Source organism: Candidatus Nitrosopumilus salarius BD31 (assembly GCF_000242875.2).
Taxonomy (GTDB): Archaea; Thermoproteota; Nitrososphaeria; order Nitrososphaerales; family Nitrosopumilaceae; genus Nitrosopumilus; species Nitrosopumilus salarius.
Genome location: NZ_AEXL02000161.1, coordinates 1 through 22,389, shown reverse-complemented (window position 1 = coordinate 22,389; position 22,389 = coordinate 1). Strand labels below are relative to the sequence as shown.

Annotated in this window: 28 protein-coding genes; 9 read left to right on the top strand and 19 right to left on the bottom strand. The window is 36.0% G+C overall.

Features of this window, described 5'->3' with window-relative positions:
* Positions 1-55: 55 nt before the first annotated feature.
* Positions 56-1,345, bottom strand: a complete 1,290-nt coding sequence (locus tag BD31_RS09100) for a plastocyanin/azurin family copper-binding protein (protein ID WP_193353397.1) — start codon at positions 1,343-1,345, stop codon at positions 56-58.
* Between the two features lies 1 nt (position 1,346).
* Positions 1,347-1,835 carry a HEAT repeat domain-containing protein gene (locus BD31_RS09095; protein WP_008301560.1) on the bottom strand — a complete coding sequence of 163 codons (489 nt, stop codon included), beginning with the start codon at positions 1,833-1,835 and terminating at the stop codon, positions 1,347-1,349.
* A 99-nt stretch (positions 1,836-1,934) separates the two neighbouring features.
* On the opposite strand from BD31_RS09095, the gene BD31_RS09090 reads away from it, so the two are divergent.
* Positions 1,935-2,597 (top strand): peroxiredoxin family protein, encoded by a 663-nt coding sequence (locus BD31_RS09090; protein WP_008301609.1) that lies wholly within the window; start codon positions 1,935-1,937, stop codon positions 2,595-2,597.
* Position 2,598: 1 nt separating this feature from the next.
* Here the strand turns inward: BD31_RS09090 and BD31_RS09085 are convergent, their stop codons facing one another.
* The 6 genes from BD31_RS09085 to BD31_RS09910 all read right to left on the bottom strand — a co-directional run bounded on the left by BD31_RS09085 (position 2,599) and on the right by BD31_RS09910 (position 5,568).
* A complete protein-coding gene (locus BD31_RS09085) occupies positions 2,599-2,817 on the bottom strand; it encodes a hypothetical protein (RefSeq protein ID WP_048097629.1) in 219 nt (72 codons plus the stop codon).
* A gap of 93 nt (positions 2,818-2,910) precedes the next feature.
* Positions 2,911-3,414: a hypothetical protein gene (locus BD31_RS09080; RefSeq protein WP_238536116.1), complete on the bottom strand. Its 504-nt coding sequence runs from the start codon at positions 3,412-3,414 to the stop codon at positions 2,911-2,913.
* Positions 3,415-3,454: 40 nt separating this feature from the next.
* Complete coding sequence (locus tag BD31_RS09075) at positions 3,455-3,910, bottom strand: 50S ribosomal protein L15e (protein WP_008301618.1); 456 nt, start codon at positions 3,908-3,910, stop codon at positions 3,455-3,457.
* A 177-nt stretch (positions 3,911-4,087) separates the two neighbouring features.
* A complete protein-coding gene (locus BD31_RS09070) occupies positions 4,088-5,116 on the bottom strand; it encodes a hypothetical protein (protein ID WP_008301594.1) in 1,029 nt (342 codons plus the stop codon).
* Between the two features lie 21 nt (positions 5,117-5,137).
* Positions 5,138-5,284, bottom strand: coding sequence for a hypothetical protein (locus tag BD31_RS10430; RefSeq protein WP_008301576.1), 147 nt, complete (start codon positions 5,282-5,284; stop codon positions 5,138-5,140).
* A gap of 74 nt (positions 5,285-5,358) precedes the next feature.
* Positions 5,359-5,568, bottom strand: a complete 210-nt coding sequence (locus BD31_RS09910) for a hypothetical protein (RefSeq protein ID WP_081583240.1) — start codon at positions 5,566-5,568, stop codon at positions 5,359-5,361.
* A 262-nt stretch (positions 5,569-5,830) separates the two neighbouring features.
* On the opposite strand from BD31_RS09910, the gene BD31_RS09065 reads away from it, so the two are divergent.
* Together BD31_RS09065 and BD31_RS09060 are read left to right on the top strand one after the other, a co-directional pair.
* Positions 5,831-6,478, top strand: a complete 648-nt coding sequence (locus BD31_RS09065) for a hypothetical protein (protein WP_008301633.1) — start codon at positions 5,831-5,833, stop codon at positions 6,476-6,478.
* Positions 6,475-6,990 (top strand): hypothetical protein, encoded by a 516-nt coding sequence (locus BD31_RS09060; protein ID WP_008301596.1) that lies wholly within the window; start codon positions 6,475-6,477, stop codon positions 6,988-6,990. The genes BD31_RS09065 and BD31_RS09060 overlap by 4 nt, the downstream gene beginning before the upstream one ends.
* Here BD31_RS09060 and BD31_RS09055 read toward each other — a convergent pair.
* The 4 genes from BD31_RS09055 to BD31_RS09045 all read right to left on the bottom strand — a co-directional run bounded on the left by BD31_RS09055 (position 6,987) and on the right by BD31_RS09045 (position 10,341).
* Positions 6,987-7,829, bottom strand: a complete 843-nt coding sequence (locus tag BD31_RS09055; protein ID WP_008301563.1) for a ribonuclease E domain-containing protein — start codon at positions 7,827-7,829, stop codon at positions 6,987-6,989. The genes BD31_RS09060 and BD31_RS09055 overlap by 4 nt on opposite strands.
* 113 nt (positions 7,830-7,942) lie before the next feature.
* Positions 7,943-8,575: an NAD(P)-dependent oxidoreductase gene (locus BD31_RS09050; RefSeq protein ID WP_008301587.1), complete on the bottom strand. Its 633-nt coding sequence runs from the start codon at positions 8,573-8,575 to the stop codon at positions 7,943-7,945.
* A gap of 20 nt (positions 8,576-8,595) precedes the next feature.
* Positions 8,596-8,874 (bottom strand): Rossmann-fold NAD(P)-binding domain-containing protein, encoded by a 279-nt coding sequence (locus BD31_RS10850; protein ID WP_008301549.1) that lies wholly within the window; start codon positions 8,872-8,874, stop codon positions 8,596-8,598.
* Positions 8,875-8,946: 72 nt separating this feature from the next.
* Entirely contained in the window at positions 8,947-10,341 is a 1,395-nt protein-coding gene (locus tag BD31_RS09045) for a multicopper oxidase domain-containing protein (RefSeq protein WP_008301593.1), read from the bottom strand.
* A gap of 128 nt (positions 10,342-10,469) precedes the next feature.
* Between BD31_RS09045 and BD31_RS09040 the strand changes: the two genes are divergently transcribed.
* The 3 genes from BD31_RS09040 to BD31_RS09030 all read left to right on the top strand — a co-directional run bounded on the left by BD31_RS09040 (position 10,470) and on the right by BD31_RS09030 (position 14,127).
* Complete coding sequence (locus tag BD31_RS09040) at positions 10,470-11,831, top strand: aspartate ammonia-lyase (protein WP_008301632.1); 1,362 nt, start codon at positions 10,470-10,472, stop codon at positions 11,829-11,831.
* A 3-nt stretch (positions 11,832-11,834) separates the two neighbouring features.
* Entirely contained in the window at positions 11,835-13,103 is a 1,269-nt protein-coding gene (locus tag BD31_RS09035) for a tRNA (N(6)-L-threonylcarbamoyladenosine(37)-C(2))-methylthiotransferase (RefSeq protein ID WP_008301546.1), read from the top strand.
* Positions 13,104-13,176: 73 nt separating this feature from the next.
* Positions 13,177-14,127: an FtsZ/tubulin family protein gene (locus tag BD31_RS09030; RefSeq protein WP_008301599.1), complete on the top strand. Its 951-nt coding sequence runs from the start codon at positions 13,177-13,179 to the stop codon at positions 14,125-14,127.
* A gap of 35 nt (positions 14,128-14,162) precedes the next feature.
* Here BD31_RS09030 and BD31_RS11910 read toward each other — a convergent pair whose 3' ends face one another.
* Genes BD31_RS11910 through BD31_RS09015 form a run of 3 tightly spaced genes read right to left on the bottom strand, consistent with a single transcriptional unit; the run spans position 14,163 to position 15,408 of the window.
* Positions 14,163-14,663: a 50S ribosomal protein L31e gene (locus BD31_RS11910; RefSeq protein WP_008301556.1), complete on the bottom strand. Its 501-nt coding sequence runs from the start codon at positions 14,661-14,663 to the stop codon at positions 14,163-14,165.
* On the bottom strand, positions 14,664-14,822 hold the full coding sequence (locus BD31_RS09020; protein WP_008301622.1) for a hypothetical protein: 159 nt from the start codon (positions 14,820-14,822) through the stop codon (positions 14,664-14,666).
* A gap of 37 nt (positions 14,823-14,859) precedes the next feature.
* A complete protein-coding gene (locus BD31_RS09015; protein ID WP_008301567.1) occupies positions 14,860-15,408 on the bottom strand; it encodes an NUDIX hydrolase in 549 nt (182 codons plus the stop codon).
* 74 nt (positions 15,409-15,482) lie between these two features.
* On the opposite strand from BD31_RS09015, the gene BD31_RS09010 reads away from it, so the two are divergent.
* Positions 15,483-16,220 (top strand): 5,10-methenyltetrahydrofolate synthetase, encoded by a 738-nt coding sequence (locus BD31_RS09010; protein ID WP_008301606.1) that lies wholly within the window; start codon positions 15,483-15,485, stop codon positions 16,218-16,220.
* Positions 16,221-16,263: 43 nt separating this feature from the next.
* Positions 16,264-16,401, top strand: coding sequence for a hypothetical protein (locus tag BD31_RS10130; RefSeq protein ID WP_008301552.1), 138 nt, complete (start codon positions 16,264-16,266; stop codon positions 16,399-16,401).
* A gap of 30 nt (positions 16,402-16,431) precedes the next feature.
* Here the strand turns inward: BD31_RS10130 and BD31_RS09005 are convergent, their stop codons facing one another.
* On the bottom strand, positions 16,432-18,930 hold the full coding sequence (locus BD31_RS09005; RefSeq protein WP_008301613.1) for a methionine synthase: 2,499 nt from the start codon (positions 18,928-18,930) through the stop codon (positions 16,432-16,434).
* 31 nt (positions 18,931-18,961) lie between these two features.
* Positions 18,962-19,924 carry a homocysteine S-methyltransferase family protein gene (locus BD31_RS09000; protein WP_008301561.1) on the bottom strand — a complete coding sequence of 321 codons (963 nt, stop codon included), beginning with the start codon at positions 19,922-19,924 and terminating at the stop codon, positions 18,962-18,964.
* Positions 19,925-20,036: 112 nt separating this feature from the next.
* On the opposite strand from BD31_RS09000, the gene BD31_RS08995 reads away from it, so the two are divergent.
* Positions 20,037-21,161 (top strand): MFS transporter, encoded by a 1,125-nt coding sequence (locus BD31_RS08995; protein WP_008301582.1) that lies wholly within the window; start codon positions 20,037-20,039, stop codon positions 21,159-21,161.
* 9 nt (positions 21,162-21,170) lie between these two features.
* Here the strand turns inward: BD31_RS08995 and BD31_RS08990 are convergent, their stop codons facing one another.
* Positions 21,171-21,929 carry an ABC transporter permease gene (locus BD31_RS08990; protein ID WP_008301591.1) on the bottom strand — a complete coding sequence of 253 codons (759 nt, stop codon included), beginning with the start codon at positions 21,927-21,929 and terminating at the stop codon, positions 21,171-21,173.
* 8 nt (positions 21,930-21,937) lie between these two features.
* Positions 21,938-22,389 (bottom strand): ABC transporter ATP-binding protein (locus tag BD31_RS08985; protein ID WP_008301570.1); only part of this gene is annotated, 452 nt, incomplete at its 5' end.

The window sequence follows — 22,389 nt, the reverse complement described above, 5'->3', positions numbered from 1 at the left end:
TATACTGCTACTGAACTTTTTACATATTCTTGATTTCTGTACAAGTTCAAGAATACTAATTTACAATAACTTTACCGCTCATCCAAGGATGAACCATGCAGAAATAGTCATAGGTTCCTGCCTCATCAAATGTATGCTCAAAAGTAGATCCAGACATAAACAATCCAGAGTCAAACACCCCAGTCAATCCAGCACTAGCACTTCCACTAGTTACTGTATGAGCTGCTGAATCATCATTCATCCAAGTAACTTTGTCACCAGCAGATACTGTAACTTCGTAAGGAGAATAACAAGAATGATCATCTTCGCATCCAGGAACTGCAACACCTGGTGGTACTGAAACTATGACTTGAGTCATTATTTCAAGGTCAGAAAGTGGTTCTTTAGTTACAGGTTCTTCCATTACTGGTTCTTCCATTGCTGGTTCAGATTCTGGAGCCATCATGTCTTTGACTTCATTAACAATAATCTTGCCAGTCATCCAAGGATGAACCATGCAGAAATAGTCATAGGTTCCTGCCTCATCAAATGTAAATTCAAAAGTGGTTCCTGCCATAAACAAACTTGAATCAAACACACCATCTGTACCCCCTATACTTCCACTAGTTACTGTGTGAGCTGCTGAATCATCATTGCTCCAAGATACAGTGTCACCAACTCTAATCTCCAAAGATGATGGAACATAACAAGAGTCAGTCTCATCACATCCTGGAGTACTAGAGCCTTGTGGAATGGATACAGTGTGAGTCTCAGGAGCTACGACCATTCCAGAAACCACTGGAACTTCTGCTGCTTGAGGAGTAACAGTCATCATAGTTTCAATTCCTTTGGGTCCTGTGATATCTTCACCATGGCCTAAACCTTGAACAATTACTTTGATTTCAACATCAGAGTCACCCAACACTGCAGTTTCATGGATAGGATGTTTTCCTGGATGTCTGTGAGCGCCAGGCTCTGATAGAATTGTTTTCCCATCTTGTGTAGCAAAAATATCATAATTTACATGGTCTACAACATTGCCATCATCGTCTCTGAATTCAACTTCAATTAGTAAAACATCTCCAACTGTTGCCATACCCGGCATAATACTAGAGTGAACAGAAATTTCTTTTACCACACATTCACCTGAATGATCTAATTTTACATTTGCAGCATCTAGCATACATGAATTACCATAAGTCACACCATCAACACCACACATTGGTGCCCATTCCAAAGTACATGCAACTGGTTTTGCTTCAACAACACGTGGTTCAATGATAAAATTAGGATCCATTGCGATAAACCCAATAGAGATTGCAGCTAAAACACCAACAATTGCAATTACACCATATGCGAAATTCATCTCATCCACCTGTTAACTTTGCAAACTGTTCATTCTTACTTAACTTTTCCATAAATTCAATATTAGATAATGCTACAACAGCAGACTCTACGACTGGCAAGTCTGGATCGCTTAATGCCTGTTGCAGAGCAGCTTTTGCCTCTTTATTTCCAACAACACCCAAAGCAATTGCAGCCTCATGTCTTACAAACATGCTCGGATCATGAAGCGTTGCATCAGTAAGCGGTGGAATTGCACTAGAATAAGACATCTGACCTAATGCAAAGGCAGCCTCATGTCGTACCAATTCATTTTTATCATTTTTTAAAACTTTGGCAATGTAAGGCACTTTATCTTCGCCTCCAAAATCTACCAAAATACAAGCAACTCTTGTCCTTACCACGTAATCAGGATGTTCCAAAAGTGAAACAAAATATGCAGTATCTTTTTGTTCATATTTTGATTCCATTTCTGCGAAAAGTGCTAATCGTTCATCAGTTACTGCTTGCAATTTGTTTTTGAGTTTTCTGTGTCCTATATTAGGCTACTTGAGAAAAAATCTGAAATTAGCAGAGTTATGTATTTAATGGAAAAAAAATAATGATACACAATGAGTGCAATAATTGGTGAAAAGGCACCGAATTTTGGAGTTTCAGAATGGGTGCAAGGTGCTCCAACAAATTTTGATCAAGAAAAAGATCATATTGTACTAGTCGAAGTCTTTCAGGTAAATTGTCCTGGATGTTTCATGCATGCAATTCCAGAAGCAATCAACATCTACAACAAATACAAAGATGAGGGAGTACGAGTTTTAGGAATTGCAACTGCTTTTGAAGATTTTGATAAAAACACATTAGAAAATTTGAAGATGCTTGTGGAGACTGGCGAAGTAGTTGGCGAAACAAAAGAGGCACTTTCAATGTATGGTCAATTAAAAGATGGTAAATTACCATTTAAGATCCCATTTCCATTAGGGATGGACAACCTAACAAAGACATCAGGAGAAATTAGTCAAGAAAAGATTTTGCAGTTTATCTATCCTCAAATTCCTGAATTTGATTCACAACCAGAAGAATACAAAAAACAGATCATCGAGAGAGTAAAGAGTTACATGAAATCAAAAGAGTATTCAGCTGAGACTTTTGAAAAATTTGCCCTGCAAGGAACGCCATCAACAATACTGGTAGACAGAAAGGGAATACTCAGAGATGTCTCGTTTGGACAAGCAGGTCATGTTGAGGCATTGATTCAAAAATTACTAAAAGAAGACTAAATCACACAGTCAAAACGTACTGATTTGCCAAAATTTTTGTCACATCGTCAAGATATTGTTTTTTAGTGGTTCCAACAAATCTCCAACGAATACTCATTTGCTCTTCTAGTATTTTGTATACTTGTGAAACATCCTTACCTAATTCCAGTTCTTTTCTCGCAATAATCATCAATTCCTGTAAGCGTAGTTTCTTTCTCCAAGTATGAGCACAGTCTGCCATTAATTGTATTTTACATCAATGAACTAAAAGTATCACTATCAAGTTGTAAGGGAGACTAATCCAGAATAAAATTTTGTGGAAACAGAAGATATCTTATTTACTCAAGGGTTTCTTTCTTTTCTTCATCACTATGAGCCCTGAGACACACAGTGAACCTGCCAGTATCAACAACCAGGAGTAATCATCTTCGATGTCTTCTTGTATAGGAATTATTTCCTGTTGTTCCATCTCAGTCAAACCAGAAAGATATGTGCTTCCATAGATATCCAGTTTGTTATTGCCAGTTCCTGTAAAGTTTAATGTTACAAAAGAAATTTTTTCATTTGATTTTATTTTTGGAAAATATTGCTGGTCATTGAGATTAAATGTGAGATTGCCTCCCAAAAATCCTTTAGGAATTTGCATCTCACCTAAATTATTTTTCAAACCACTATTGATGTGTATAGTTAGTCTCTTCTCATCTACATCAAATTCAAAATCAGGAATTTCAAAATTTGAAACGACTTCAACTTCAAAGTTGTGTCCACCTGTTTCCACATCTAGTCGATTTACCAATCCAGTTGCATCAGATAACTGACCATAAGCAGGAATTAACATAGATAGAAATACAATTGAAATTAAAAATAGAATTTTCAACTTATGCAGTGTGAGATATTCGTTTGTTTATTTCTTTATCCTGAATAATTCTTGGGTGTGATGGATCTGCCAAGATAACTTCAAACCAATAATGTTTTCCGTCTTTATAGATAAAGTAAGAACCTAAAAATTTCATGTTCGGATATCTTTGGATAACCCTTCTATTTGCAACAGTTTTCATATTGTCATCAGCCTTTATTCTTGTAACACCAAGATGTTTTGGTCGTCTACCACCAGTAGGTCTTTGTTTTCTCATACCACCTGTGCCAACTCTCATTCTAACAACGATGATTCCTTGTTTTGCTTTGTAGCCTAATCTTCTAGCTCTTTGTAATCTACTAGGTTTGTCAATACGGGTGACTGCAGCTTGTTTACGCCATGCAACTACACGGTCACGTATTTCAGGACTATTTTCCTTCCAAAGTCTGATCCAACTTTGGTCTTGAATACTAGGCATAACGGGATTGATGAAATCCCCATTAATAACTGTAAAACCATCATTGTACTCCCTTTAACACATCGATTTAGAGAAAAAATGTAAGAGTTATGAATAATTTTTTGTTCATAGAGATTGTTTTTTACATAAAAAGAGAATTGGGATGAGTAATCAAATAATTAATGAGAAAAAAAGGGGTTATTTTGTAAGCACTAGTGAGTAGCTTACAGTGAATGGTGTGTCTTTCATGGTATGAAGTGCAACTGCATTACCCGAGAAAGCAACAGAGCCAGAAGATTTTGCTGGAACTAGTACCAATGCATAGTATGTTTTGCCATCAGGAGTCCAGCTTGGGACTGCTTTAAGATCTGTTTTTGGTATTGGACCTATGAGAGTTACAACCTGAACTGGTTCAGATGCATCAAAAGTCACATATCCTGCATATGGTGAATCGCTTGGAGCAAGCAATACTGCAAGCTGATGTGATTCATGTCCAATTCCTGGATCTTGTGCAGATGTCATTGTTCCTTTGATAATTCGTGTACTATCTTTTGCAATCTCATTATAGGTTACAGAGTAGGTTACCGTAAATGGTTCAGCATTCTTTGTATGAACTGCTATTGCATTTCCTGAAAACTGCCATACTCCAGCAGAGTTTTCATTATCCACAAATGTAAGACCGAACTTTGTTTTACCATCAACAGTCCAAATTGGCTGTCCTTTGTCCATACCTGTTTTTAGAGGACCATGCAATGCCACAAGCTGAACTTTTTCAGATGCAGTGTATGTCAGATAACCTCTGTAGGTATTTTCGCTAGGTGGTAAAATGATTGCTAATTGATGTCCTTCGTGTCCTTGACCAGGATCTTGCACAGATGTAATTGTGCCAGTTATGGTTTTTGGAACTTTTAATGAAGCTTGTTCTTTAGCCATCATCATTGTTTCTTCTTTAGTATCTTTTTTTGGAACGTCTTTAGCTTTTTCAGCAGCTTCTGTTTTCTTTTCTTGTTTTACTTCTTCTTTCTTTTTCTCAGGAGATTTTATTTCTGTTGATTTTTCAGAACATAATCTATCACCACAGACTTTTTTTGAATTAATGGCACTAGCTGAAGTACCTTTACTTTTTAGGGCGTCAGCTGATTGAACTAATCCAATAGGTCCTGCAATTGTTCCTGTTAAAAGAACAGTAACTGCAAAAATTGCTATAATTGTTGTTTTGTTTGTCATTGTTTTTCTCTTGAGAACATATTACTTAAGGTCATCATCTTGTAAAATCCAAGTTAATCCAACCATATCCAATGCAGTAATTCTAGTTGAATCGGGGTTTTTGGCCTCACGTTCAACCAGAGAGGTTGCTGGAGTCGGGTCATGTTTGTACTGAAGTACAGTGGACATGAAATACAATGTATAGAGAATTATATCTCAATACCACTTGATTTGTGGTATGCCTTTATCCAGAGGATCATAAATTATTTGGATTCTATGAAGATAGTATTTACCAAATCACCATTACTTCGTTTAGTCACGGTATCACGAGAAGCATTGTGGTGATTTTGAAGATGTGCTTTTCTAGTTTTAATCCCATAGTTTCTACATAATCTACAAAAATAGGTCACTTGCCTATCTGCTCTAGGAAGGACATGAAATGACTGAGTATCTAAAACAGATTCTTGCTTCACGGTATGACATCCAGTGAAAATGATATTTTAATGTTGTCATAAATATGACAACTTGTAATTATATTATCATAAAAGTAAAACAAGATTCACGTATCAGTAATGCTAGATAGTTAAAATTCTCTTGAGTGGGGTTTCACAGTCCACGCACTCGAAGAGTTTGCTTCCGCAGAAAACTCGATAATTCAAGTATGCCCGAGTTATTAAAAAGGATTCCTCAGTATTGATTGGAGATTTTTATTGAAGATTTAGGACAAAAATGACGATGAAAACATTTGGATTATTTTTTGCACTTTGTGTTATAGTGTTTTTACCCCAAGTGTATGCAGAACAAAATGTCTCAATCAACATAGAAAAGACAACATACACTTATTGTGAAAAATTATTTTACACAATCAAAGTTTCAGAAGTTACAGGAGACCCTGCAATTATTCACATCAGAGACGAGACAGGAAAAGGTAGCAGTGCAATTCCAATTCAGATCACAGATTTAGAAAATCCAATTCCATCATTGATTCCATTTGAAAAAGACGTATTCCCATTGGGAAAATATTTCATAGATGTAGAGTATGACGGTAGTAGTGTAACAGCTGAGTTTGAATTAATTGATTCAGACAATATTTGCATTCCAGAGTTGATGAAACCAATAATGGGTAATTGGCTTTCCGGAAATATATCAGATGGATTTCTAATGGATGCATTTGAAAAATATGTAGATAGTAAACTAGTCAACATACCTTTTGAAATCAATGAAAGTAATGTATATGATATCAAGATACCAGAATGGGTAAAAAATATAGTATATTGGTGGATACAAGAGGCAATAACAGATGACGAACTTGGCAAAGCCATGAACTATTTAGTAAATCACAACATCATTGGATTTCCAATAAAGACGGAAAATGAAATATGAATAAACATTCCATTATCACCACGATAGCAATCACAGTAATCATCATACCTTTTGCAGTTTCTGGGTGGAATATTTTTGGAATGCAGCAGATGGAATATAGGTGGAACGGTCCTGGATTATTTTCATTTTTTGCACTATCCAATTCAGGGAATGTTGAATTTTGCAATGCAATGCCATTTTGGACAAGTTTTGAAAAATTTGAAGTGCAAACATTCTACGAAGAAAAATACATCGGAACATTTACAGTAAAACCATTAACAGTGAATCCACTCTCATCAACTATACAGGAAGGAGTCTTTTCATCAGAGCAGATTGCTTCGGCTCAACACATTTTCATGTCAATGGATTTTGAATTTGATGGTGGAGATATCAGACTAGATCCTAACAATCTCGTCGTTGTAATACATACTGAAACCCCCATAATAGGAATAATTCCATACTCGTCTACAACTCAGATGTCAGGATTTGATTTTGACAAGATGATGAATGCAGAAGATCTTTCGTGTGATTAGCTGCTCTTACTTGCTTTAGACATAATTCCTAAAATCAATCCAACAGTTCCAGCAACTACAAATGCTGCAACCACTCCCATTACCAATTCTTTACCCATTCCTTTTACAGAAGTCTGAGTTGGTTTTGGTGTTGAATCAAGTACACAGACACCGTCTTTGAGAACTGTTCCAGGACCACAACTTTGATCAAGTACACATGCTCCGTCTTTGAGAACTGTTCCAGGACCACATTGAACTTTAGGTGGTGTTACAACTGGTTTCTCTTCAACTTTAGGTGGTGTTACAACTGGTTCTTCAACTGCTGGTTCTTCAACTGCTGGTTCTTCAACTGCTGGTTCTTCAACTGCTGGTTCTTCAACTGCTGGTTCTTCAACTGCTGGACTTCCAAATACTGAACCAATAATTTCTATTTCTTCAGTTCCCGAAGGCAATTCAATACTTAGTGTTCGACTTTGAGAAGTGTTTTCAGTTTCTGTAAAACTTGGCTCATCGCCATCAACTAGAACAATAAAATCATCATCAAATCCATCAAAAGTAGAATCAAAGAAAGCTCGGTCTAGTGTGATATCAAGTGTACCAGATGAATCAGTGACATCTACTGTTAGAATCAAAGAGACAAAGTCCAGGTCAGCCTCAATGGAAGACACAGTCATTCCAGTTGCAGTATACTCTACATCATATGTAGTTCCATCAACATCGACCGGAATAGTTTCTGCATATACTAGTGCAAAAGAAATTATTGTAAACAGTATCAAGCCTAAAGAAATTTTTAAAAGAGTATCAACATTAGGAAAAGCAATTCTTTCAGAGGTTAGTTTCTCTATAGCATAGTTATTCATTACAGTATTTTTCCCTCCAAATGGACGTTAAAAACAATGAGAGTATAATTAATCACGCAAAAGTCAACTTTTTTACTTATTTTTATAATTCGCGCATAAATTACATGGGAGTATTAGATTACACCACGTAAAATCTGAATGATTTTTTCACCAATTACATTTGCAGCCAGAGATTGAGCCTCTTTTGTTTGAGCTCCAATATGCGGTGTTAAAATGACATTATCAAGTTCTGCTAATTTGTTTCCAAGTGCAGGTTCTTTTTCAAACACATCCAAAGCAGCACCACCCAAAGTTCCATTCTTAATAGCATCATAAAGTGCATCTTCATCTACCACACCACCTCGTGAAGTATTGATAATTTTGGCAGTCTTTTTCATTGTAGACATTTTTTGTGCATCCAAAAGATGGTACGTTGAATCTAAAAGTGGGACATGAATTGAGACATAATCAGAACTTTGTAAAAGAGTAGCCAAATCAGCTTTCATCAAACCAACTTCTTTGGAGAACTCTTCATCAATTGGAACAACATCATAACCAATGATGTTCATGTTTAGTCCGCGAGCTAGTCTGCCCAATCTTTTTCCAATGTTTCCTAAACCAATAATTCCAAGGTATTTTCCACGTAGTTCTGTTCCCTTGAGTTCTTTTTTGAGCCATTGTCCATTTCTGATTGCCCTATCACCTCGCGAAGTTTGTCTTGCAAGAGACAGCATCAAACCTAGGACTAGTTCTGCGACAGCATTCATTGCTCCCTCCACTGCGTTAATTACTCGAATGTTTTTTCTTTAGCTGCATTTTGATCCACATTATCTAATCCAACTCCAACTCTTGCAATGATCTTACAATTATCTGCCTTGTAGATCATCTCTTTTGTTATTGTAGTTCTGCTTCTAACAATTATAATATTGAAGTTTGAGATCTTTTCTAAAATTTGTTGAGCAGTAATTTCAGGTTCATATGAAACCTTTAAGCCATTATCTTCCAAAATTTTGTTCAAAATAGGATCTACTTCATCACAAATCAGTACGGACTCACTAAATCCCATGACATTAGAAAAAAACTATAGAATATAATTCATTGTAAGAAAAAATAGAAAAAGATTGAGTTTAGTACCTATCTAAGGTACTGGTGGTAATGTTGGTATTACTTCCCATAAAGGAATCATACCAGCTGCTTTCTTTTCAGAAGCTACTTCATCAGTGTATAGACCATGAATGTTTACTGCTGGGTGTGCAATACTGTTCTTTCCCATTGGTGGGACAGCATCACTAGGGTTGCCCAATGCATATGCATATGATGGTACTGGTGCTGGAATTATTCCTGCATCAACCAATCTTGGGTTTAATCCGAATGGATCACCTGCTACAAAGACTGTAGCTGCGCCAGTGTAAATTGCTGCATAGTCGTGGTTAACTAATGCGTATGCACCTGGTTCATCAAATACAATATCTACAATCATGTTTTGTGAGCCGCCAAGTAACCATGTTTCAGTTCCTGCGGATTGTACTCTATTGCCTTGTGTAACTCTGTCCAAGATTTCTCCAACGATGTGGAAGAAGACTGGTTCGTTACCAGCGTTTTCGGCAAAGATTCTCACGTGTTGATCATTTTCAACAAACAAGAGTTGTGATTGGTATTGCTTTAATTCAATTCCATTCCATGGTTGTGCAACAAAGATGTTCTTGTTTGCATCTCCCTTAACGAGGATGTTGTGGAGCATGTTTGGTACATAACCGAATTGCATTCCATTAACAACTGTTGCAGTGTTATGATGTTGGAACATTGCTCCTGCATCATAGTTACCTTCAGGTGTTAGGTACAATTGGTTGTATTGGATTTGGAATTCTAATGCATCTGCATCATAGAACTTTCTGTCTAATGATACTTTGCCGTTGCTAACTTTTGTTTTCTCTACCATTAATTTCTTGTATCCATCGATAGGATCAACGATTGCAATTCCGTACATTCCGGAAAGAACATGTTGGTCCATGCCAATTAATTTGACACCAGAGCAATGGTATTTGAAGACACCAGCTACTTGAGCAATGTAACAATACTGACTTGTTTCGCCAGGATTGACAGATTCAAAAGCTCCTGCAGTGATTTGTGATGCGTGCATGTCGTTACCGTGACCAGTGACTTCATCTGCTGGAATTGATAGTGTCATTTTTACAACATCACCTTGTGTAACTCTTAGTGTAGGTCCTGGGACTTGTCCACTAAAGGTCATGGCGTTGTAAGTTTTTCCTCCCATGATTGGAAGTTTAACACTTTCACCAGTCAAATTGAACTCAACTACTTTACGTCCAGTTTGTGACAGTACACCACAATCAGTTTCTGCGAATGCTTGAGGCATTACAAGCTGTAAACCGCCCATTTGATGGATTTGTTCAATTACATCGGCATCCATTTTAGTGATGTCTAGTGATTGTCCAGCAATCTGGGTTTGTGTGTATGTGCTTCCGAATAAGGTTGCTCCCATCACAGCTACTGCTGCAATAGTAAAGAGCATACTAACGCGCTTATTCATAAGCACGGTGACTAGTGAATCCTATATAATAATTCCCATTAGTGGTCTTATGAAATTATGAAATTATCTGAAAAAGAATGAATAATAGGAAATAATTGAGTAAAGTCATCATGAAATTTAGAGAAGATCAAGATTCTTTAGGCAAAGTCAAAATTCCTGCGGATGCATATTATGGTGCATTTACAGGCAGGGCAATCAAGCAATATCACGTTACAGGAAACAAAAGTCATGAGAATCTGATCAAGTCTTTTGTAATGATAAAACGCTCAGCGGCAGTTGCAAATATGAAGACAAAGGCCATCGACATTAAACGTGGCAAAGCCATAGTAGCAGCATGTGATAAGATTTTGTCTGGAAAACATGTAGATCAATTTGTTGTAGATATGATAAACTCTGGTGCAGGTACAGCATTTAACATGAATTCTAATGAGGTAATTGCAAATGTAGCTCTAGAAATTTTACACAAAAAGAAAGGTCAAAATGAATTTCTTCATCCAAATGACCATGTCAACATGTCGCAGTCAAGTAATGACACATATCCAACTGCAATGCATGTTGCAATTTTGATGAATCTAAAAGAAACAATTCCAGCTATAGATATTTTGATAAAGTCACTATCTAAAAAAGCAAAAGAATTTTCATCGTATAAAAAAATAGGCAGAACTCATTTGATGGATGCATTACCAGTGACATTAGGAAGTGAGTTTGCAGCTTATGCAACATCAATCACTAAAGCAAGAGATGCGATCATTGCATCACAGAAAGAATTACAAAATGTTGCACTTGGTGGAACTGCAGTAGGTACTGGTGCAAACACACCAAAAGGTTATAGAAAAATTGCTATTGCAGAACTTGGAAAAATTTCAAAACTTTCACTAAAGCCTGAAACAGACATGCAACATGGTTTGCAAAGTAAATTTGCAGTTGCAAACTTGTCAGGGGCTCTACGAAACTTGGCATTAGAGATTGGAAAGATTGCCAATGATATCAGACTAATGGCATCAGGACCAATTGCAGGATTGGCAGAGATTGGAATTCCAGCAGTGCATGCAGGTTCATCAATTATGCCAGGAAAAGTCAATCCATCTTTGGCAGAATGCATGAACATGGTGTGCTTTAACATCATTGGAAATGATACTGCAGTATCTTATGCAGTACAAGGTGGACAATTTGAGCTAAATGTCATGTTACCTGGAATGCTAAAGTGCATGCTAGAATCAACTGACATGTTAAAGAATTTCTTACCAATATTTTCTGCAAATCTAATTGACGGATTAACTGCAAACAAAGAAAAATTACGTGCAGACATTGAGAACAGCCCGGTAATCGTAACATTGCTAACTCCAAAAATAGGATATCTAAAATCAGCGGAACTTTTCAAAGAATCGCTAAAAACAGGAAAGACCATCAGAGAACTTGTTGTTTCTAAGAAACTAATGAATAACAAAGAGATCGATTCTCTGTTTGGATAAGTTATGGCAAAGATCTTCGTAGAAGCTTACGGATGTTCCGCTAGCTTTGCAGATTCAGAGATGATTTCAGGGTTAATTCAAAATGGAGGTCACTCTTTAGTGGATAATTCATCAGACTCTGATCTAAATATTGTAGTAACATGTTCTGTAAAAGATTCAACTGCAAACAAGATGATGCATCGAATAAAATCATTAAAATCAAAACCACTAATTGTTGCAGGATGTCTTCCTAAAGCAGAGAAAGACACTGTTGAAAAATTTTCAAAAAAAGCAAGTCTTTTAGGACCTAATTCACTAGGTAAAACACTTCAGGTTATCAATACAACATTAGATGGAAGAAGACAAATAGCATTAGAAGACTCTGATTTATCAAAAGTTGGACTGCCAAAAGTTAGACTAAATCCAGCAGTTGGAATTGTAGAGATTGCTAGCGGTTGTATGAGTGAATGTACATTTTGCCAGACTAAATTATCCAAAGGAGACCTTTCAAGTTATAGATTAGGAGACATTGTAAGACAAATCCAAACAGAAATCAAAGAAGGATGTAAAGAAATTTGGTTAACATCTACAGATAATGGGTGTTATGGATTTGATATTGGAACAGACTTACCATCATTGGTAAACGCAGTTGTGGAAATTCCTGAAAATTTCATGGTAAGAGTTGGTATGATGAATCCGATGTATATGCCAAGAATCAAAGAGAGATTAATCGAATCTTTTGATAATGACAAAGTCTTCAAGTTTCTACATATTCCAGTACAGTGTGGAAGCAACAAAGTTCTCCACGATATGAAACGTGGTCATACAGAAGGGACATTTAGAGAGATTGTGAAAAAAGCAAGAGATAGATTTGAACAATTCACTATTTCAACAGATATCATTGTAGGATTCCCTTCAGAGACCGAGGAAGATTTTCAAAAAACAATTGCTTTGCTTGATGAAACAAAGCCAGACGTAGTAAATCTATCAAAGTATAGTGCAAGACCAGGTACAGATGCTGCTGAATGGAAACAATTGGATGCTACAGAAATTAAACGAAGAAGTAAGGTAATTTTTGAGCAGATCAGTAAACTGTCAATAGAGAGTAACAAAAAATGGATCGGCTGGAAAGGCAAAGTGTTGTTTGACGAAATGACAGATGAAGGTATCAAAGGTAGAAACTATGCTTACAAGCCTATAGCAGTAGAGGATAAAGTAAGCATGGGTGAATCACATACAGTTGAAATCACAGATGTCACAGTAAAGAGACTGATCGGCAAGATCGTAAGCTAAATTTTTTCGATCTATAATTTGATTAAAAAAACGTAAGAAGGTTTTTTATCCAAATCAGAAAATAAGATCAGAAATGAGTTTTCAAGTCAAAGAACCAGTTTTGGTCATAGGTTTGGGAGGCGCAGGCTCAAAATTAGCAATTAAAGCAAAAGACACCCTAAATTCTGATTGTCTAATAATTAGTAATGATGTAAAGGATTGTTCAACAGAGAATCCATCCATCCACGTTTCAACAGATTCAGTAATCAATCCATCTGTACAGTTAATCAGAGGCTCAACTTACAATGTTACCAATGAAATAAAATCAAAGATTTCATGCTATTCAACAATTATCTTAATGAGTAACTTAGCAGGAAAAGCAGGCTCAGCCATGGCCCCCGTAGTCTCAGAGATATGTAAAGAAGCAGATATTGGATTAGTTTCATTTGCAATAATGCCTTTCAAATATGAAAAAGACCGAATTTTTAATTCAGGAATATCACTAAAAAGAATTAGAGAAAACTCTCAATGCACAGTTGTATTGGATAATGATTCATTATTAGAAAGCAATCCAGATTTGAGCCCAAAGGCATGTTATGACATTGCAAACTCTGCAATTATGCATGTAGTAGAATCACTAGGTTCATCAGAGATGGCAAACGAGACAAACATCCTCACAACAAGCAAAGAAGGACAAAATATTGAGGATTCACTAAGAGATTCTCTAAAAATGCTATATGGAAACACATCACCAAATTCAGTTAAACGTTCAATGTTGTATGTAGTTGGAGGAAACAATATTCCAGTAGGAATCTTAAATTCCATTACTAATCTTACAGCAGGAATACTAAACGAAAGCAATTCACAGATAGATATGTCATCAACTACTGATGAATCCAAAGTTGTCATGTTGTCATCAATTCAAGGAATGACAAAATTCGATAGATATGATCCACTTGGAATGATTCCACAGGAAAACACACTTGATTGGTCTACACCAGATTGTAGCATAGATTGCAAACTAGATTTATACCAATTAGAATAAAATTATTTTTTAAAATTAAAATTTTTTGAGGATAGTTAATCTTTCTTTGGTGCTTCTTTAGCTGGTTCTTCTTTCTTTGGTGCTTCTTTAGCTGGTTCTTCTTTCTTTGGTGCTTCTTTAGCTGGTTCTTCTTTCTTTGGTGCTTCTTTAGCTGGTTCTTCTTTCTTTGGTGCTTCTTTAGCTGGTTCTTCTTTCTTTGGTGCTTCTTTAGCTGGCTTTTTCACTTTATCTGAAACTTTTTTAGATTCTTTTTCAGGAGTCACTACAGATTCTGCTGTTTCATCATATCGTGAAACAAGAATGTAACCATCATCAGTTTTACTCATTCTCACTCTAACTTTTCTTGGAGGACTTCGTACTCCTTTTGACCAGATTAAGTGGGCTAATTCTTCTTCGATTTTAATAGTTTCAACTTTCATGTGATGACGAGCAAATTCTTTAATCATATTGATTGCTCTAACTGCTCTATGTTGAGATTGTGAAAGTAAAGCTTTACCGAGATTAATTGTATAGACTCTTTCTAATTCTTGAGACATCTATCCTACCTCCACATCAGTTGATCTCCAAGCCCTACGTTTTGGATTTGTTCTAACATTTCTCTTTGTCTTGAGAATAATCCAAGCTGGTACTGCCGAAGTTTGTCTAGTCTTTTTCAATAGACGAATCTTTCTTGGTGAGGACTTGCGAGCAGCCATAGATTTTCAGGCACGAAAAGCTCTTTTTAAATGAATCTCAGGTTTCTAGGCAATTTTGAATCTGTTTAAGGATTCTAGCAGAAGCCCCCCAAACAATTTGATTTTGGTATTCAAAGACATACATTTCTTGAATAATATTATGAGTTGGATCAGGATCTTGTGTTCCAGTTTTCAAAAAGGATTCCAAAGGAATACGAAAAATTTTTTCAACCTCACAGTTTGCAGAAAGAGTGGGAATTTTATCAACAATAGATACAAAAGGTAAAATTAGAAAACCAGAATTTAGAGTAACAACAGGTTCTAGCTGACCTACTACTTGATCTCTCGTAATAGTTAATCCAATTTCTTCACTTGTTTCTCGTAATGCAGTTTCTAAAAGATCTGAATCACTTACATCTAATTTTCCACCAGGAAATGATATTTCACCAGCATGGAATTTCATGTCTTGTGGTTTTTTAGTCATTATAACAAATGGACCATCACCATAAATTATCACTAGAACAGAAGCTAATCGATACTTTCCATTTGTTTGAACATTAGGATTAATTGGAGTTGAAAGTATTGTCTTTAATTCACTTAAGTGCATTTTGGTTCTTCCCTACTATTCCATATGGGTTTTAGTATTCAAAGGTTTTAACCAAGGATGAAAGAAATGAAAATATGACAATCAGGTATGAAGCAAATCCACCTAAGATCCTACCTGATGTGAATATTGATGAATCCATTCAAAAATTTGTAGAAAAAATAAAAATTATTTCAAAAAAATGTGATGCAATTCATCTTACTGAAAATGTATTGGGGTATCAAAGAGTATCTCCAATTAACGTAGGAAAAATAATTAAAAAAGAAATTCCAGAGTTACCAATTACTGTTAGTCTAAGAGTCCGAGATAAAACTGATGAGGAAGTTTTAGAATTTGTAAAAAATTGTGTCGAAATTGGCTTTTCAGGAATCCTAGTGCTGATGGGGGATCCATCACAAACAGGAAAGCAAGATTCAGGATTGGTTCCAAGCGCAGTGGTAGGAAAATTGAGAGAGAAAGGATTTGATTCAAAAATTGATTTGTACCTTTCAATGTCAAACAAGCCTAATTTTTCAAAGATTGGAAAGAAAATTGATGCCAGACCGAAGGGATTCATGACTCAAGTAGTACAAAATATCGAGCAAGTTCAAAATCTGTCAGAGAATCTCAAAGGGTTTTCAGTAATTCCAATCATTTTGTTTCCATCTGAGAAAAATGAAAAATCTGCAAAATTTTTGAATTTGGATTTGGCAGTGTACAGTAAAGGGTTTGATGAATTTGTAAAAAAAATACATGCAATCACAGGAGATGTTCTAATAACATCTCCAAGTGATTTTAGTGGATTAAACGAATTTTTAGAAAAAATCAAAAATTAGAAAATAAAAAAGTAAAAATATTACATATACTTATTCTGCAAAAATGGCAGAAGGCAATGGTTGCATAGCATGCACTTTAGAGCATGACGGAGATTTTTACAGATTTTGTAAATGTTCATGTCATGATAAAGTAACTAGAAACATTGTAGACCAAGGAGATGTTGAAAGATATGCTCAGTAAGAGCATATCTATTTTTATCAAAATACAATATCACAATACAAAGTATTTTGCTTTTGGATGATGAATCACGATTGCAGCAGTTGACTGTTCGGGAACTATTTGACCAGATTCAGTTAGAGTCATTCCAGATTTTTCAGGCTGCAATAGTTTCCAGACCAAATGATGTTGTGAAACATCAGGGCAACTAGGAAATCCCCAGCTATACCTCAAACCCCCTTCACTCAAATTTAATTCAGATTTTATTTTTCTATTAACCCATTCTGCCAATGCCTCTGCAACTTCAACTGCTAATCCGTGAAGATAGTACGCATCAGTGTACTTGTCTTCTTTGTTCCATTGTTCTATTATTTCAGACACTTTGTTTCCAACCGTAACAGATTGAAATGCCACAATGTCATCTTTGCCAAAATAATCAGTAAGACACAGATGATCAGGTTTTGTAGAGCGTGGAAATTCTAATTCTACGTCATCTCCGCCAGGATTCTCAACAAGTAATTTTCGACCATTGTTATGACATTTGAAATAACCATAGACAATCTCAGGCTCAAATAGTTTTTCTCTGATGATACGAATCTTCCATTCAGTAAATAATTGCTCATGTTCGGATTCAGATTCTGCACCAGATTTTCCTCTCAAACCCCAAGATAGTTTGAAAAGAGATTTTTTATCAATCATAGTCCAAACTTCAGCCATATTGATTTGATCTAACTTTAGACGTATTGGTTCTCCAATAATTTTAGGAGTGGGAGGTGTAACTGGTTGAATCTCACTCTTTGGAAGAGCATCTTGGTCTACTGTTTCAGTTGATTTTTCTTTCCAGTTTTCCAACTTTACTTTCCAATCAGCTAAGAGTTTCGATTTTCCATCAGAAATTAAAACATCCATCGTTTTAAGACCCTCAAACATGGTGTTGCAGTAAAATACACCTGGTTCATAAATCCCATCTTCTTTTGCAATTCGATTAATGTAATTACTGTTAATTGCAGCGCCACCACAAAGAATTGGAATAGTCATGTTGTTTTTTCTTGCATGTTCAACAAAAAATTTCATCTGTTTTGATGTTGAAACAAGTAATGCAGAAAGACCAACGGCATCAGGTTTTACTTCCTCAATTGTTTCCAGGAATTTTTGTAATGGGACTTGTTTTCCTAAATCATATACAGAGTAACCATTATTTTGAAAAATTGTTTTTACAAGATTCTTTCCAATGTCATGAACATCTCCATAGACTGTTCCCAAGACAAGTTTGCCTTTACTTGTTCCTTCTTCTTTAACCAGATATTTTTCTAGTTCGCCAACTGCTGCCTTCATGCATTCAGCAGATTTGAGGACAAAAGGCAAGATCAATTCCCCTGCACCAAATTTGTCACCCACCTCCTTCATTGCAGGAAGCAAGTCTTCATTGAGAGTCCTAATTGCACCATCATGTGTTACTGCCTGTTCAGCATCCAAAGAAAGAACACCATCAGTGTCTTTGATTAATTCATTTTTGCCAAGCTTGTCTGCAATTGCAGAGACAACATCATTTTGAATTCCATCTTTTAGCCTATTGATAATTCTGAAATTGGCACGTTTTCCAGAAGGCCAGGAAGGGTCAACATCAACTTTTTTTGAGGCAGTACCGCTTTGAGGGCCTGTTTTTTCAAAGTATGAAATTAAATCAGAAAGGGCATTTGGTTGGGCATTAAAGATTAGATCTTCTGCAAGTTTTTTCTCCTTTGGATCAATCTCACCATAAGGAATGATCTCTTTTGCATTAACAATTGCAGTATCAAGTCCAACTTTAACTGCATGATATAAAAATACAGAATTTAGAATTTTTCTAGCATATGGTGTTAAACCAAAACTGATGTTGCTAAGACCCAAAGTGGTAAACGCATTTGGGAATTTTTCCTTGACAAGGCGAATTCCTTCAAGAGTATTTTTTCCTGCATCAAGAAATTCATCCTCACCAGTTGCCAGTGTAAATGTAAGAACATCAAAGATGAATTGTTCGATTTTTAAACCGTATTTTTTTCCTGTCTCAAAAAGCAATTCAGCAGTCTCCAGTTTTTCTTGAGGAGTCTTTGCCATACCTTTGGGTCCAATGCACAACGCAATAGCAGGTAATCCATATTTTGCCATCACAGGAGCTAACTTTTCAAATCGGCTTCCATCACCTTCAAGATTAATTGAATTAATTATCGGTCTGCCAGGAATTTGTGTAACTGCTGCTTCAATTATTTCAGGATCAGTTGAATCAATTACCAATGGCGCATCAATTTCTAAGCTTAATCTTTTGACAAGATTCAACATGAATTCACGTTCATCAGAGCGTTCAGTAGTTGCAACACACACATCAAGACAGTGAGCTCCATCTTCAACCTGAATTCTTCCCAGATCAACTAAACCGTCATAATCATCATTGAGGACCAATTCCTTTGCTTTACGAGAACCTTGAGTATTGATTCTCTCTCCAATGATTAGAGGTGCAGGAATCTGTTTTAGATCAACTGCCTTTAATGCAGAACTTACTCTAGGAATAGTCATTGTGTAAAATCACCACTGTTTTTCTAAATACTTAACCCTCGATAGAGTTGGCTTTTTCGTCAATTACTTTCCTTAGGGCTTTGATGTGCTCAGGATTTGTACCGCAACATCCACCAATAATTCGAACTTTTTTGTATTCATTAAGAAAATCACCTAGAGCCTCACCCATTTTTTGAGGAGTCATCTTGTAAACTGCCTTTCCTCCAACATTCTCAGGCATTCCTGCGTTTGGAACGACAAGTACACTGTGCTGATTTTGCTCATCAAGCCATTGAATACTAGGAGTCATCTCAATTGGACCAGTTGAGCAATTCAATCCAAATACATCAATTCCCATATCAGAGACAGTAGTGTATGCTGCTTGAATGTTTGTTCCAAGTAACATCTTACCATATTGGTCCAATGTTGTATTACAAATGATTGGGACTTTTTTATCAACCTTTTTCATTGCAATGTGAGATGCTTCAATAACTAATTTTACTTCCAAAATATCTTGACTTGTTTCAATAAGTAACGCATCAACTCCACCAAGAATCAACCCTTCTGCTTGAAGCTCAAATGCTTTACGTATTTCATCAAGAGGTTTTTGACCTAAATCAGGATCATTAGAACTTGGAAGATAACCAGTAGGACCCATAGAACCAATCACATAACGTTGCTTGTCAGAGTATTCATCACATACTTCTCGTGCAAGTGTTGCAATTTTTTTATTAAACTCAACTGTCTGATCACCAAATCCATATTCGTCTAGTTTAATTTTGTTTGAACCAAAAGAATTGGTTTCGATACAATCAGCACCTGCATCCAAATAATTTCTGTGAATCTGTTTAATCCATTCAGGATGTGTCAATACTAATCCATCATTGAATCCATCTTGTTTGTTTGGAAAGTCTTCTGGTTTTGGATCATATTTTTGAATCTCAGTTCCCATTGCTCCATCAAAAAGCAATACTCTGTTTTTTATTGCATCCAAGAATGGTTCTTTTTCGGACAATTTAATTTCAAAAAGGCTGTGTACAGTTTAACTCTTTTCAGAAAAACCCACAAAGACAGGTGGGATTGAGACGTATGTTGAAATTAGGTGAAAAATAATTTGATATACATTTATGTTAAATCTTCAAGTCAACAATCTAGTTCGTAGTGCAACTTTTTTTCAGCATGCAGGAATCTCAATTATTTTTGTATTCATGCCTATTATTGCCAAAGGCGTCACAAATTCGGTCTTTGAGATAGGATTGCTTGTTGCATCATTTAGTTTTGCCCAGATTCTCTCCGAAATTTATTTTGGCAGACATTCGGACAAGAAAGGAACCAGACTCAAATTCATTAGAGTTGGCTTTATTGGATGTGCCATAGCATTTGGACTGCATTATTTTGCAGATGACCTTACAATGTTTTTTCTGGTAAGAATTGCTGCAGGAATTGCAAGCGGGATAATGATTCCTGCAATGATTGCTTATTCCTATGAGGCAAATATTGACAAAAAAAGAGCAGCGACAGTAATTTCATTTCATGCGTTAGGATGGCTTGCAGGAATTGCTGCAGCAGGATTTGCAAATGATCTGAAATTGATTTTCTTGATTAGTTCAGCTTCATTTGTCATAGGACTTCTCTTTACAATCAAACTGCCAAATCCAGAGCAAGTGAAAGAACTAACACCAGGTACTATGAAAAAAGTTATTTCAAAGAATAAATTTCTATTCACGTCATTATTGCTAAGACATATCGGTGCAACAGCTGTATGGACAATTTTTCCAATAATATTAATGGAGAAATGGGGAGCTGAACTTTATCAAATATCGATTGTATATGTTGCAAACACACTGACAGCATTTGTTTTGATGAATGTAATGGCTAGCAAAATAAATTTCTCAAATGTAACTAAATTCAAAATTGGAATTGGTTGTACCACATTTGTATTTGTAGGATTGTTGTTTGTTACAGAATGGTGGATGGCAATGCCATTTATGGCACTTGTTGGTGGCACATGGGCATTTTTGTTTATTGGCGGAAACTTTCATTTAATGGAGAACAATCCACGTTCCACATCAACTGGAATATTTAGCTCTACAATATCCATTGCTACAGTTGTAGGTCCAGTAATTGCAGGAGGCATTGCATTTGTATTTGATTATTTTTCAGTAATGTATTTTGCAATTGTAATAATCATTTGTGCATTTGTAGTATCACTAAAGATTGGAAAAGAAAAAGAGATCACTAATAATATTTAGAATAAAACATTATCTTAATCCCCATCTAGACATTACCTTGTTTTCTAATTTTTTGAAAACTAGTCCATCTATTGCCAAACCAATTCCCATAATTACAATCATTATTGCAATTACCTGAGATACATCAGTTAAAGATCGTCCGGCATTAAGCAAAAATCCCAATCCCAAGTACGAAAACAGTAATTCAGCGCCGATTACGCCCCTCCATGCAAATGCCCAGCCTTGTTTAAAGCCAGAAATCATGTATGGAAATGCCGCAGGAATCAATACTGCTGTGATCAACTGAGTTCCCTTTGCACCCATGTTTCTTGCAGCCTCAATGAAATGCGGATTGATGTTCTTCACGCCAGTATAGGTGTTGATGGTAACTGCAAAGATTGCACCAATTGCTGTGACAAAAATAATTCCGCCATCAGTTAATCCAAACCAAAGTATTGCAAGAGGAACCCAAGCAACTGAAGGAATTGATTGTAATCCTAAAACCAATGAACCTACAGTTTGGTTCACCATTTCAACTCTTGCCATAAAAATTCCAAGTACAATACCGCCAGCTATCGCAATTGCCAAACCAAACAGTAATCTCCACATACTAGTTACAATACCATAAAACAGACTCCCATCTGCTGCACCATATGCCAAATCTTCAGCTACTTCGTATGGGGATGGAAAAATATTATCAGGCCAAATTCCCCCCATTGAAACAAGCTGCCAAACTACAACTATCCCAATATAAAATGCAATTCTGTAAGGTGTGAAATTTTTTGCCATAGTTATCACTACTTGCTCTTCTTTACCTCAGGTCTGAGTTCTGCCAAAATATCTTGTTGAAGTTTAACTAAAGATTCATCTTCAGTAACTCTAGGTCTCGGAAAATCATTGTCAACCTCTTTTTTAATTACAGATGGACGATTACTAAAAATTGCAATTTTGGTTCCAAGTACTGCAGCTTCTGAAACACTGTGAGTTACAAACAAAATTGTTTTCTTTGTCTTCTCCCAAATCAACTGCATCTCAACTAGCAGTAAATCACGAGTCTGTGCATCAAGTGCTGCAAATGGTTCGTCCATCAACAACACATCAGGATCCATTACAAGTGCTCTAGCAATAGCTACTCTCTGTTTCATTCCAGTTGAAAGTTGAAAAGTGTAAGAATCTGCAAAGGGCGTCAGTTGCATCATATCCAAATATCTATGCGATATCTTTGTTCGCTCTTCTTTTGGAATACCCG